The sequence below is a fragment of the Roseateles sp. AC306 genome (assembly GCF_979253795.1).
This window is the reverse complement of sequence record NZ_CEEDEB010000005.1, coordinates 158,710-170,905: the sequence shown is the minus strand read 5'-3', so window position 1 is coordinate 170,905 and position 12,196 is coordinate 158,710. Positions and strand designations below refer to the sequence as shown.

Sequence of the window (12,196 nt, the reverse complement as noted above, 5' to 3'; positions counted from 1 at the left end):
ATCGAAAGAAGCACCATGCCTGAAACGGATTGCCCACCCCGGCCGGCCGTTGATCCGTCGGTGACCGCCGAGATCCTGATCTGCGTCATCGGCACTGCGGAGGCGCTGCGGCGCCACCAGGGCGACCTGGCGGTGCTGGCACGCAGCGACATCAGCCAGATGAGCTGGTGCCTGGACGACGACTTCGGCGAGCCCCCTGCGGCGGCCGACTGGGCCGACGGCCTCATCGTGCTGAACTCCGACGTCTGGGCCGCGCCCACGGGCTGCGCGCGCCTGCAGGCGCTGCTGAAGATGGCCTGGCGCTGCGGCCGCACGCTCGCACTGTGCGGCGACGCGGTCAATTCCCTCAGCGCTCTCGGTTTCCCCGCCGATGTGCCGGCCGAAGCCGAAGGGTTGTTCCTCTGCCCGGACGGGCCCTGCCGCGCGACGCTCAGCGAATTCATCGACGCCGTGCACGATCAGCCGCACAAGCGTCGTTAGCCCTCGGCCGCCGCCCGCTGAGCCGCCCTCGAGGCGGCTCTTCCTTTGCCAAGGGAATCAACCGCGCTGGTCGCCCTTGGCCACCGGCTTGGCGGCGGGCTTGCCCACCGGCTGCCCAGCAGGCGCAGTGCGCGGCGCCAGGCTGCAATCCACCGCCGGCATGTCTTCTCCGGGGTCGATGAAGGCCAGCAGTGCGGCCGGCGGAGCCAGCGAACCCAGGGCAAGAGCCGCCAGCGCCCGCCCGCCCAGGCGCTTGCCTTCCAGCGCCACGCGCGGGTCGGCCAGCGTGCCCTGCACGCGCAGCGGCGCGCGCAGCGTCAGCGGCGAGAAGTCCTTGGGGCTGGCCACGAGGCGCAGGTCCAGCGTTTCGTCGGCCAGGCTGACACGTCCGTCCAGGTCGATGCGGCTGTCCTTGTTGTCCATGATGGCGGTGCGCGGCCTGAGCACGCCGGCGGCGAAGCGGCCGTCCACGCGGGCGCAGTTCAGCGCCAGGTTCTGGTCGCCCTTCAGCAGCAGACCCAAGCCCTGGGCGATGTCCAGGCCCATCGCCTCGGTCAACAGATGGGAGACGCTGCCGTTCTCGAGCCGCACATGCACCGGGCCGTTCAGGCTGCCCAGCAGCGCCGCCATGCTGTGGCCGCGGCCCTGCACGTCGACCTGGGCCTTGAGCCGGCCGGTCACCGGGGCGGCGGTCAGCAGCTTCACGTTGGGCTTCAGCCAGCGTTCGATGGCCATGTCGTTCACGTCCAGGCTGGCCTGCCACTGCGGCGGCACTTGCCGGGTGTCCAGCTTGGCCGAGCCGGTGAGCTTGCCGCCGGCCACGCCAGCGTTCAGCTGGCTGAGGTTCAGCACGCCGCCTTCCAGCAGGAGGTTGCCATTGACGGGTGCGAGCGGTTCGAGCTTGGCGGTGCCGAGGTCGAGCGAGTTCAGCGCCACGGCCACCTTCGCGTCCATCATGTGCAGGGCGGGCAGGTCCAGCGGCCGGTCGGGCAACACGCGGCCGGGGCGGCTGGGCGTGTCATCGGCGCCGACGGCCGGGCCCAGGTCGGCCAGGCGCAGCGGGCCGCCGCGCAGCGTGCCGGTCAGTACCGGGCGGCGCGGCCGGGTGTCGAAGGCGAAGTCGCCGCCCAGGCGGCTCTGGCCGATGCGTGCGCGCACGCCGCCAAGCTGCCACACGCCCGAGGCGTGCTGCAGCCGGCCGGCCAGGTCAAAGGGCGGCGTGCTGGGCAGCGTGATGCCGAAAGGCCTGCCGGCGGCGGCCAGCGAGTTGCCGCGCACCTGCAGCTGGCCGTCCAGCGAGCGCGCATCCAGCAGCGACGCGGCGGTGCCGTCGAACACCAGGCGTTCGCTGCCCTGGCTCAAGGCCACGCGCAGCTTCACCGGCGGCGTGCCGGCGTCCGGCGCCGACAGCAGGGCCAGGCCGGCGCTGGCCTCGGCATTCAGCATCAGTTGCTGGCCGCGCAGCTTGCCCTTGACCTCTGCCTTCCAGCGGCCATCGGCCGCGGTCGCGAAGCGGGCGTCGCCTTCCATCTGCAACGGGGCGTCGTCAATCTGGGCGCTGCCATTCAGGATGACCAGCTGTTCGATCTGTGGAAGGGCCGCGGGCTTCTCGGGATCGGCATCGGGCTGCACCGGCCAGGCGGTGCGACCGGCTGCGTCGCGCTGCCAGGTGAGCGACAGCGATTGCGCCTGCACGAGGCGCAGCCGCAGCGGCTCGCCGCGGCGCCAGGCCCAGACGTCGCCCCAGCGCCAGGCCAGCACCACGTCGTGCGCGTCCGCCAGCGTGTCACCCGCAGTGCTGACGACGCGCAGTTGCGGCGCTTGCAGCTGCGGCCGCCAGAGCAGGTGCACACGCGTGTCCGGGTCCACCTTCAAGCCGTAGGGCACGCGCTGCGCCAGCCGTGGCGCCAGGCCCGGCCAGCCGGCCTGGTCGAGCGCCACCACGGCGACCACGCCGGCCACTGCGAGCACGCCGGCAATGACGAAACCTTTCTTTTTCATGTCTTGATGGTCCACAGCCGTTTCGACCGTGCGAGTGGGACGGTGGCCTCGGTGGCTGTAGGACTAGTCCAGCGAAACGCTGCTGTCGGCCTGATCCCACAGGCGATCGGCACCTGGACTGAAGTTCAACCACCCGGCCGGCGTTCAAAGTGATGTTGCCGGCCCTCACGGCCTGATCCCCCAACAGCCCCGAAAGGACGACCCCATGACTCAACGCACCCACACCCGCATGCCCCTGCTCGCTGCCCTGGCGATGGCCGCCGCGCTGACCGCCTGTGGCAAGAACAACGACGACGAACGCACGGCCGGCCAGCGCCTGGACGGCGCGATCTCCGAAGCCAAGCAGTCCGCCCAGGAAACGAAACAGGACGCCAAGCAGGCCATGAACGATGCCGAGAATTCGGCTGCGCGCGCCGCCGACAGGACCAGCGAGGTCACGGGCGACGTCGCCATCACCGCCAAGGTCAATGCGGCGCTGGTGGCCGACGACAAGCTCAAGGCGACGCAGATCAATGTCGACACCCAGGCTGGCCAAGTCACGCTGACGGGCCAGGCGCCCGACGCGCAGTCGCGTGAGCGTGCCACCACGCTGGCCTCCGCAGTCGACGGCGTGAAGAATGTCAATAACCAGCTCGTGGTCGGCAAGAACAGCTGACCTCGGCATTGCCAGCCAGCAAGGGCGCCTACAGGGCGCCCTTTCTACGTGTTGATGCCTGGGTGATTTCCCGACCGTTCGGTCGGAATATCGCCGATACCATGGCGGCGTCCTTCCTTCCGTGCTGCCACCATGGATTTCACGATTGCCGCCATCCTCGGCCTGGACGGCCTGACCAACGGGGCCATCTACGCCCTCGTCGCACTGGCGCTGGTGCTCGTCTTTTCGGTCACCCGCGTCATCTTCATTCCGCAGGGCGAGTTCGTCGCGTTTGGCGCGCTGACGCTGGCGTCGTTGCAGACGGGCAAGGTGCCGGGCACCGTCTGGCTGCTGCTGATGATGGCTGTGGCCGTCGCGGTGCTGGACCTGGCGCAGGGCCTGCGTGAGCGCTGGCCGCCGTTGCGCATCATGCGCAGGCTGGTGTCGACGCTGATCTTTCCCTGCATCGTCGCCGTGGTGGCGCCGCAGTTCGTGCAGCGGCAGCACACGCTGATCGTGCAGGTGTTCGCCACGCTGGCCATCGTCACCTGCATGGGCCCGCTGCTGTACCGGCTGGCCTACCGCGCGCTGTCGGGTGCCAGCGTGCTGACGCTGCTCATCGTCTCGGTCGGCGTGCATTTCGCATTGACGGGGCTGGGCCTGGTCTTCTTCGGTGCCGAGGGCTACCGCACGCCAGCCTTCTGGGAGGCGCGCTTCGACGTCGGCCCGCTGAGCTTCACGGGCCAGACGCTGATCATCTTCGGCGCGTCCATCGTGCTGCTGCTGGCGATGTTCCTGTTCTTCGAGCGCACGCTGACGGGCAAGGCGCTGAAGGCGACGTCGGTCAACCGCACCGGCGCGCGGCTGATGGGCATCTCCGGCGACGCGGCGGGCGCCATGAGCTTCACGATGGCGGCCTTCATCGGCGCGCTGTCGGGCCTGCTGATCTCGCCGTCGACGACCATCTATTACGACACCGGTTTCCTGATCGGCCTGAAGGGCTTCGTCGCCGCCGTGTTCGCCGGGCTGGCGAGCTTCCCGATGGCACTGGCCGGCGCCGTCGGCGTCGGGCTCATCGAGAGCTTCGGCTCCTTCTGGGCCAGCGCCTTCAAGGAGGTCATCGTGTTCACGGTGATCCTGCCCATCCTCCTCTGGCGGTCGTTCGTCGACCCGCACCACGAGGAGCATTGAGCATGACCCGCACCCACCTGACGGTGGCCGCCGCCGTCCTGCTGCTAGCGCTGCCCTTCGCGCCGGTGCCCGACTTCTGGATTACGCAGCTCAACTACATCGGCCTGTTCTCTCTCGTCGTGCTGGGCCTGGTGCTGTTGACGGGCGTGGGCGGGCTCACGTCCTTCGGTCAGGCGGCGTTCGCCGGCGTTGGCGCGTACGCCACGGCCTACCTGTCGACGACGCTGGGCTTGTCGCCGTGGCTGGGCCTGCTCGCGGGCCTCGCCATCACGCTGGTGCTGGCCCTGGCCATCGGCGCGATGACGCTGCGCATGTCGGGCCATTACCTGCCACTGGCCACCATCTGCTGGTGCCTGGCGCTCTACTACCTCGTCGGCAACCTGGACGCTCTGGGCAAGTACGACGGCCTGCTCGGGCTGCCGGCCATCACCTTGGGCGACTTCAGCTTCCAGAGCGAACGCCGCATCTATCTGCTGATCTGGCTGGCCGCGCTGCTGGCGGCTTGGGGGCTCACGCGGCTGCTGGACTCTCGGCCGGGCCGAATCATGCGCGCGCTGAACGCCAACCGCGGCGGCGGCGCCACCATGCCCGAGGCGATGGGCGCGTCGACCTTTCGCTACAAGCTGGTCATGTTCGTCATCGCCGCGCTGCTGGCCTCGGTGTCGGGCTGGCTGTATGCGCACATGCAGCGCAGCGTGAACCCGTCTCCGTTCGGCATCAAGTTCGGCATCGAGTACCTCTTCATGGCCGTGTTGGGCGGCATCGGCACGGTGGGCGGCGCCTTCACCGGCGCGGCCCTCGTCAAGCTCGCGGAGGACCAGCTCAAGGTCTGGCTGCCCGTCGTGTTCGGCGGCTCGGGCAACTACGAAATCATCGTCTTCGGTGTCGTGCTGGTGCTGGTGCTGCGCTTTGCGCCGGATGGACTGTGGCCGCTGATCTCGCGCTGGCTGCGGGCACCGCGCCAGCGGGCGGTGGACGAGGGCGCGCCTGCGCTCAGCGCGCGCAAGCACCCCGAGCCCGGCGCGCCGCTGCTGGACGTGCGCGCCGTCCGCAAGCAGTTCGGCGGACTGGTGGCCGTCAACGACATCAGCTTCGCCATCCGCGCCGGTGACATCGTCGGCCTCATCGGCCCCAACGGCGCGGGCAAGAGCACGACCTTCAACCTCGTCTCCGGCGTGCTGCCGCTGACTTCCGGGGAGGTCGAACTGCTGGGCCAGCGAGTGGACGGCCGCAGCAGCCGCGAGATCGCCCGCGCCGGCCTGTCGCGCACCTTCCAGCACGTCAAATTGGTGCCCGACATGACAGTGCTGGAGAACGTGGCGTTAGGCACCTATCTGCGCACGGAGACCGGCACGGTTCGCGCCATGCTCGGCCTGAACGCGGCCGAGGAACGCCAGGCCCGCGCCGAGGCCATGCGCCAGTTGCGCCGCATCGGCCTGGAGACGCAGGCGCATGAACTGGCGGGCAACCTGGCGCTCGGGCCGCAGCGCCTCGTCGAGATCGCCCGCGCGCTGGCCAGCGACCCGTCGCTGTTGCTGCTGGACGAGCCCGCCGCCGGCCTGCGCCACAAGGAGAAGGAAGCGCTCGCCGAGGTGCTGCGGCAGCTGAAGGCGGAGGGCCTGTCGCTGCTGCTGGTGGAGCACGACATGGACTTCGTCATGAAGCTCACCGACCGCATCGTCGTCATGGAGTTCGGCCGCTGGCTGATGGAGGGCACGCCGGCCGAGGTGCAGGCCAGCCCGGCCGTGCGCGCCGCTTACCTGGGAGCGGACGAATGAGCGCGCTTCTCGAAGTCGCTGACCTGCACGCGGGCTATGGCCGCGCCGAGGTGCTGCATGGCCTGAGCTTCACGGCCGCCGATAAAAGCGTCGTCACCGTCATCGGCCCCAACGGCGCCGGCAAGTCCACGCTGCTCGGCGCGCTGATGGGCCTGATCCCGTCGCGCAGTTCGGTGCTGCGCTTTGCCGGCGAAGACATCGCCCGCCTGACGCTCGAAGAACGCGTCATGGCCGGCCTGGCGCTGGTGCCCGAGAAGCGCGAGCTGTTCGGCACGATGACGGTGGAGGACAACCTGCTGCTCGGCGGCTGGCGGCCCAGGAAGCTCGGCGACAAGCGCTGGCGCGACGGGCTGGAGAGCGTCTACACGCGCTTCCCGCGGCTGAAGGAACGCCGCGTGCAGCAGGCCGGCACCTTGTCGGGCGGCGAACGCCAGATGCTGGCCCTCGGCCGCGCGCTGATGGGCCAGCCGAAGCTGCTGATGTTGGATGAGCCCAGCCTCGGACTGGCGCCGCTGATCGTGCGCGAGATCTTCGCCATCGTCGACGACCTCCGCGCCAGTGGCGTCGGCATCCTGCTCGTCGAACAGAACGCCCGCGCCGCGCTGCGCGTGGCGGACCACGGCTACGTGCTGGAGACGGGGGAGTTCGGGTTGAGCGGGCCAGCGGATCAGCTGGCGGCGGATCCCAGGGTCATTGAGACGTATCTGGGAGCTGGTCAAAGGGCAGCGACGTGAACCACGACGACCTCTTTCCGATCCTTGTCGTCTTCCCCGTCCTGGTCGGAATGGTTCTGGTCTGGTTCGTCCTGATCTATTCGCTCTTTCGCCGGTTGGCAAAGTTTCATGCGCGCAAGTACGAGGCCATGGGAAGACCAACGCTATTTCTGCGAAACAACATCGCTACGACTTGGGCGACCTTGAAGTTCCTTGTCCGTCGCGAACACAGCACGCTTGGCGATCAATCACTTTCAAAGCTCGCCGACTTCATGCTTGTGTTCTTTGTTGTCTATCTGCTTCTGTTCACAGGTCTGGCGACACAGTTCGCCGTTTTGGCCAGTTAGCCCGGTATGTGGGGATGCCAAGCTCACCCCAACATACCGACGTGGCTTACCCGGCTGAATGCCCCCCATCAATCGCCACCGTCTCCCCCGTCATGAACCGCGAGCGGTTGCTGGCCAGGAAGACGATGGCCTGGGCGATCTCGTCGGGTGCGGCGGCGCGCTTGCCGACCATGCCCGCGAGCATCTGCGCCTTGGCGCTCGCGTCATGGCCGGTGAGGCGGTTCAGCATCGGCGTGTCCACCGGGCCCGGTGCCACGCCGTTGACGCGCACGCCGTGGGCCGCGCCCTCCAGTGCGGCGGTGCGCGTGAGGCCGTCCACCGCGTGCTTGCTGGCTGCATAGACGCCGAAACCGGCGAAGCCGACTCGGCCGAGCACCGATGACACATTGACGATGCTGCCGCCGCCCTGCGCCTGCATCACGCGCAACTCGTGCTTCAGTGAGTTCACGACGCCGCGCACATTGGTGTCGAAGACGGCGACGTAGTTCTCATCGGTCGTCTCGCTGATCGGGCCGTAGTCGCCTTCGATGCCGGCGTTGTTGACGGCCACGTCCAGCCGGCCGAAGCGCTCGACCGTTTGCTCGACGAGGGAGCGCACTTCGGCCTCATGGCGCACGTCGGCGCGGATGAAGTCCGCCGCCGGGGCACCGGCCGCGCGCAGTTCGGCGGCGAGCGCCTGGCCTTCCGTCTCCCGGCGGCCGCTGACGACGATGCTGGCGCCTTCCTTGGCAAACGCGAAGGCGGTGGCGCGGCCGATGCCGGTGAGGGCGCCGGTGATGAGGACGATGGGTGAAGTCATGGGAAATCTCCGCAGAGTGGTTGAGTGACTTCACTGTGATTGCCGCTCGACGGAAGCGGTAGCTGGCCCGATTGCCTAAGATTTATTCCAAACAGGAATCAAAGGTGAGGCTGGAAGACGATGGACCGATTGCAGGCGATGCGAACCCTGGTGCGGGTGGTGGAACTGGGCAGCTTTTCGGCGGCGGCGCGCGAGCTGGCCAGCACCCAGAGCGCCGTCAGCAAGCAGGTGGCGGCGCTGGAGAAGGCGCTCGGCGCGCAGCTGCTGGCGCGCAGCACGCGGGCGTTGAAGCTGACGGAGGCGGGCGAGCGCTATGTCGAGCAGGCGCGGCGGCTGGTGGCCGAGATTGCCGAGGCCGAGAGCGAGTTGCGCGCCGGCGAGCACCGCCTGCAAGGGTGGCTGCGCGTCGCGGCTTCCGCCACCTTCGGCCGCATGAAGCTGATGCCGCTCGTGCAGAGCTTCCTGGCGGCCCACCCGGGCGTCAAGGTCGACCTGCGGCTGGATGACGGCTACATCGATCTGGTCGAGCAGGGCATCGACATCGCCGTTCGCATCGGTGAGCTGCCGGATTCAAGCCTGGTGGCGCGGCGCATCGGCACCGTGCGCCGAGCCGTCGTGGCCCGGCGCGGTTATTTCGAGCAGCACGGCGTGGCACCGCCTCGCCAGCCGGCCGACCTGCAGCAGCATGACTGCGTCATCTTCAGCGAGCTGCGCGCCGGCCCTGTGTGGAGCTTCGAGGCCGGCCCTGGGGCCGATGCGCCGCTGGGCAGCCCGGCGAGCGTGCGTGTGGCGGGCAGCCTGCGAACCAACAGCGGCGAGGCCGTGCGCGAGGCCGTGCTCGCCGGCATGGGGCTGGCCTATGCGCCGGGATGGCTGTTCGAGCCCGAGGTGGCGCGTGGTGATGTGCTGGTTGCGATGCCGCACTGGCTTGGGCGGCCCCTGCCGATGCAGCTCGTCAGCCCGCCACAGCGACGGTTGTCGGGCAAGGTCAAGGTCTTCGGCGATCACCTCGCCGCAGGGCTGGCTGAAGGTTGAGAGCCCGCGCGCAGGCCAGCCTGGCTAGCGGCGCGCCCAGGCCAGCAGCAGGTTGTTGGCCGGCGTCACGACGCGCTCGCGCAGCATCAGGCCCACGGCAGCAGCCTCCTCGGCGACATCGGCCAGCCGGCGGATGCCCCAGCCCGGGTTGCGCGCGCGCAGGTCGGCGTCGAAGGCGAGGTTGCTCGGGGCCGTCGGCTCGCCATCGACGAAATAAGGGCCGTAGGTGATGAGCAACCCGTGCGGCGCCAGATGCCGCGCGGCGCCCTGCATCAGGCCGGCCGTGCATTGCCACGGTGCGATGTGGATCATGTTGGCGCAGTAGATCGCGTCGACCTGCGCCGGCGCGCCGGGCCAGGTGGCGTCGAGCACGTCCAGCGTGATGGGCGGGCGCACGCGCGCCAGGCCCTCGCACCACGCGGCAATCGATGGCAATGACGCCGCATCGAAATCGCTCGGCTGCCACTGCCAGCCCGGCAGCGCCGTGCTGAAGAAGGCGGCATGCTGGCCGCTGCCGCTGGCGATCTCCAGCATCACGCCTGCTGGCGGCAGCAGGCGCTGCAAGGCGGCCAGGATGGGCGGGCCGTTGCGTTCGGCGGCGGGGCTGTGGCGGCGGGCGTCGGGCATGGCGGGAATTGTGCTGCGCACTCCCGTCAGCCGCAGAAAGAATGACTTGCGGCGCGCGCCGTTTCGCCGCGGCGCGGGGCTGGGCACAGTGGGCTCCGTTGTCTTCAAGGAGCCCCGCATGACCCTCAAGCTGTACCGCCACCCCCTGTCTGGCCACGCCCACCGCGCCGAACTCGCGCTGTCCCTGTTGGGCCTGCAGCATGAGCTCGTCGACGTGGACCTGGCGGCCCGCGCGCACAAGGCGCCCGAATTCGTCGCCCGCCATCCTTTCGGCCAGTTGCCGCTGCTGGAAGACGACGGCCACTTCGTCTGGGACAGCACGGCCATCCTGGTCTACCTGGCGACCCAGTACGACGCCACCGGCCGCTGGCTGCCGCAGGACGCCGCCGGCCGCGCGGCCGTGCAGGCCTGGCTGTCCGTCGCTTCAGGCCCGATCGCCTTCGGCCCGGCCGCGGCCCGCCTCGTCACGGTGTTCGGCGCGCGCTTTGATGCCGACGAGGTGATCGCCCGCGCGCATGCCTTGTTCAAGGTCATGGAGGCCGAGCTGACAGGCCGGCCCTTCCTCGTCGGTGGCCACGCCACGCTGGCCGACGTGGCCGCGTACAGCTACATCGTCAACGCGCCGGAGGGCAATGTCGACCTGGCGCCCTATCCCGCCTTGGGCGCGTGGCTGCCGCGCATCGAGGCGCTGCCGGGCTTCGTGCCCTTCCAATCCACAGCGGCCGGCCTGCGGGCAGTGGCCTGAGGAGTTCGACCATGGAGCGACCCTTCCATGCCGGCGAGATCGCCGTGCAGGCCCGCCTGGGCGTGGCCGAGCGCATGCAGGAGATCGGCCGCCACGTCGTGCGCGATCACATGCCCGAGCAGCACCAGCGCTTCTACGAGCAGTTGCCGTTCATGCTGGCCGGCAGCGTCGACCCCGCCGGCCGGCCCTGGGCCACGGTGCTGGTGGGCCGGCCGGGCTTCGTGCAGGCGCCGGATGCCTGGCATCTGACCTTCGACGTGACGCCCATCCCGGGCGACCCCGCAGCTGCCGGCCTGACGGCGGGTGCACCGCTGGGCCTGCTGGGCATCGAGCTGCACACGCGGCGGCGCAACCGCGTCAACGGCGAGTTGCTGATCGCCGGGGCTGAGGGCCTGCGACTGCGCGTGCAGCAGGCGGTGGGCAACTGCCCGCAGTACATCCAGGGCCGCGAGTTCGACTGGGTGCGCGGCGCCGCCGATACCCGGCCGCTTGCCATCGAGCGCGTGCAGCAGCTAAACGGCGACGCGGCGGCGATGATCGCCACGGCCGACACCTTGTTCGTCGCTTCGCATGCCGATGTGGCCGGGGCCGATGTCTCGCATCGCGGCGGCCCTGCGGGCTTCGTCGTGCAAGAGGACGAGCGGACGCTGCTGGTGCCCGACTACTCGGGCAACCGCATGTTCATGACGCTGGGCAACCTGCAGCTGGACGGGCGCGCGGGCCTGCTCTTCATCGACTTCGAGCGGGGTGACCTGCTGACGCTGACCGGCCGGGCCGAGATCGTCTGGGACGGGCCGGAGCTGGCCACACTCGACGACGCCGAGCGCGCCTGGCGCTTCCATCTCGACGAGGGATTCTGGCTGCGCGACGCCTTGCCGCTGCGGTGGCGATTCCGCGACTGGGCGCCGCAGAATCGTTAGCTGCGCAACGCCGGATTGGCGCGCAGCGCAGCCACCGCCAGGTCGACAAAGGCACGCACCTTCTGCGTCATGTGCCGGCCTTCGTGGTGCACGATCTGGACGGGCAGCGGCGACGTCTCGAAGCCTTCCAGCAGCGGCAGCAGTGCGCCGCTGGCCAGCGCGTCGGCCACCTGGTAGCTCAACAGCCGCGCAATGCCCACGCCCGCCAGCGCGGCGGACCGCGCCGAGTCGTTGGTGGTCGTGCGCAGCCGCGGCCGGATGCGCTGCACGAGCGGCCGGCCGCCTTCGGCAAAGCGCCATTCGGGGTAGGGCGCAACCTGGGTGGGCTGGATCAGCACATGGCCGGCCAGGTCCTCGGGGCGCTGCGGCCGGCCGTGCGCGGCGAGATAGCCTGGCGCGGCGACCAGCATGCGCCGTACGCGGCCGACGGCGATGGCCTTGAGCGCCGAGTCCGGCAGCTCGCCGATGCGCACGGCCACGTCCAGGCCCTCATCGACGAGGTTGACGATGCGGTCGACGAACACGCATTGCGCATCGACGTCCGGGTAGCGCTGGAGGTAATCCGCCACGATGGGCGTCACGTGCAGGTTGCCGAACAACACCGGCGCGGTGACGCTGAGCAGGCCCTTGATCTGGCTGCGGCTGTCGCTCGTGGCGTTCTCCGCCTCGCTCACGTCGGCCAGGATGCGCCGGCAGTCCTCCGCATAGCGGGCCCCGGCCTCGGTCACGCGCACCTTGCGCGTCGTGCGGGTGAGCAGGGCGACACCCAGGCGCGTCTCCAGCTCGGCGACGGCGCGCGTCACGACGGGCGCGGAGAGGTCCAGCCGGCGCGCCGCGCTCGCAAAGCCGCCGCTGTCGACAACGGCGACGAAAACCTCCATGGCCTGCAGGCGGTCCATGCGGGTGTCAGCGCGAGGGCATGGCAG

The 12,196-nt window shown here is 69.8% G+C and carries 13 protein-coding genes; 9 read left to right on the top strand and 4 right to left on the bottom strand.

Annotated elements, in window-relative coordinates; translation table 11 throughout:
- Window positions 1–15 precede the first annotated feature (15 nt).
- A complete protein-coding gene (locus AC0IZJ_RS12940; RefSeq protein WP_471850290.1) occupies window positions 16–480 on the top strand; it encodes a hypothetical protein in 465 nt (154 codons plus the stop codon).
- A gap of 57 nt (window positions 481–537) precedes the next feature.
- Here AC0IZJ_RS12940 and AC0IZJ_RS12935 read toward each other — a convergent pair whose 3' ends face one another.
- Window positions 538–2,481, bottom strand: coding sequence for an AsmA family protein (locus AC0IZJ_RS12935; RefSeq protein WP_471850288.1), 1,944 nt, complete (start codon window positions 2,479–2,481; stop codon window positions 538–540).
- Between the two features lie 205 nt (window positions 2,482–2,686).
- On the opposite strand from AC0IZJ_RS12935, the gene AC0IZJ_RS12930 reads away from it, so the two are divergent.
- The 5 genes from AC0IZJ_RS12930 (at window position 2,687) to AC0IZJ_RS12910 (ending at window position 7,144) form a co-directional block, all read left to right on the top strand.
- Window positions 2,687–3,136 (top strand): BON domain-containing protein, encoded by a 450-nt coding sequence (locus AC0IZJ_RS12930; RefSeq protein ID WP_471850286.1) that lies wholly within the window; start codon window positions 2,687–2,689, stop codon window positions 3,134–3,136.
- A gap of 132 nt (window positions 3,137–3,268) precedes the next feature.
- Window positions 3,269–4,306: a branched-chain amino acid ABC transporter permease gene (locus tag AC0IZJ_RS12925; RefSeq protein WP_471850284.1), complete on the top strand. Its 1,038-nt coding sequence runs from the start codon at window positions 3,269–3,271 to the stop codon at window positions 4,304–4,306.
- 2 nt (window positions 4,307–4,308) lie between these two features.
- Window positions 4,309–6,084: a branched-chain amino acid ABC transporter ATP-binding protein/permease gene (locus AC0IZJ_RS12920; protein WP_471850282.1), complete on the top strand. Its 1,776-nt coding sequence runs from the start codon at window positions 4,309–4,311 to the stop codon at window positions 6,082–6,084.
- Window positions 6,081–6,818 (top strand): ABC transporter ATP-binding protein, encoded by a 738-nt coding sequence (locus tag AC0IZJ_RS12915; RefSeq protein WP_471850280.1) that lies wholly within the window; start codon window positions 6,081–6,083, stop codon window positions 6,816–6,818. Before AC0IZJ_RS12920 ends, AC0IZJ_RS12915 begins: the two co-directional genes overlap by 4 nt.
- Window positions 6,815–7,144 (top strand): hypothetical protein, encoded by a 330-nt coding sequence (locus AC0IZJ_RS12910; protein WP_471850278.1) that lies wholly within the window; start codon window positions 6,815–6,817, stop codon window positions 7,142–7,144. The genes AC0IZJ_RS12915 and AC0IZJ_RS12910 overlap by 4 nt, the downstream gene beginning before the upstream one ends.
- A 46-nt stretch (window positions 7,145–7,190) precedes the next feature.
- Here the strand turns inward: AC0IZJ_RS12910 and AC0IZJ_RS12905 are convergent, their stop codons facing one another.
- Entirely contained in the window at window positions 7,191–7,943 is a 753-nt protein-coding gene (locus AC0IZJ_RS12905) for an SDR family NAD(P)-dependent oxidoreductase (RefSeq protein ID WP_471850276.1), read from the bottom strand.
- A gap of 120 nt (window positions 7,944–8,063) precedes the next feature.
- Between AC0IZJ_RS12905 and AC0IZJ_RS12900 the strand changes: the two genes are divergently transcribed.
- Entirely contained in the window at window positions 8,064–8,978 is a 915-nt protein-coding gene (locus AC0IZJ_RS12900) for a LysR family transcriptional regulator (RefSeq protein WP_471850274.1), read from the top strand.
- Window positions 8,979–9,002: 24 nt separating this feature from the next.
- On the opposite strand, the gene AC0IZJ_RS12895 is transcribed toward AC0IZJ_RS12900, so the two are convergent.
- Window positions 9,003–9,605, bottom strand: a complete 603-nt coding sequence (locus AC0IZJ_RS12895; RefSeq protein WP_471850272.1) for a DUF938 domain-containing protein — start codon at window positions 9,603–9,605, stop codon at window positions 9,003–9,005.
- A gap of 118 nt (window positions 9,606–9,723) precedes the next feature.
- Here AC0IZJ_RS12895 and AC0IZJ_RS12890 point away from each other — a divergent pair, with 118 nt between their 5' ends.
- Entirely contained in the window at window positions 9,724–10,350 is a 627-nt protein-coding gene (locus tag AC0IZJ_RS12890) for a glutathione S-transferase family protein (RefSeq protein ID WP_471850270.1), read from the top strand.
- 11 nt (window positions 10,351–10,361) lie between these two features.
- Complete coding sequence (locus AC0IZJ_RS12885) at window positions 10,362–11,270, top strand: pyridoxamine 5'-phosphate oxidase family protein (RefSeq protein WP_471850268.1); 909 nt, start codon at window positions 10,362–10,364, stop codon at window positions 11,268–11,270.
- Here the strand turns inward: AC0IZJ_RS12885 and AC0IZJ_RS12880 are convergent.
- Window positions 11,267–12,169, bottom strand: a complete 903-nt coding sequence (locus tag AC0IZJ_RS12880; RefSeq protein WP_471850266.1) for a LysR family transcriptional regulator — start codon at window positions 12,167–12,169, stop codon at window positions 11,267–11,269. The two genes, AC0IZJ_RS12885 and AC0IZJ_RS12880, sit on opposite strands and share 4 nt — an antisense overlap.
- Between the last annotated feature and the right edge of the window lie 27 nt (window positions 12,170–12,196).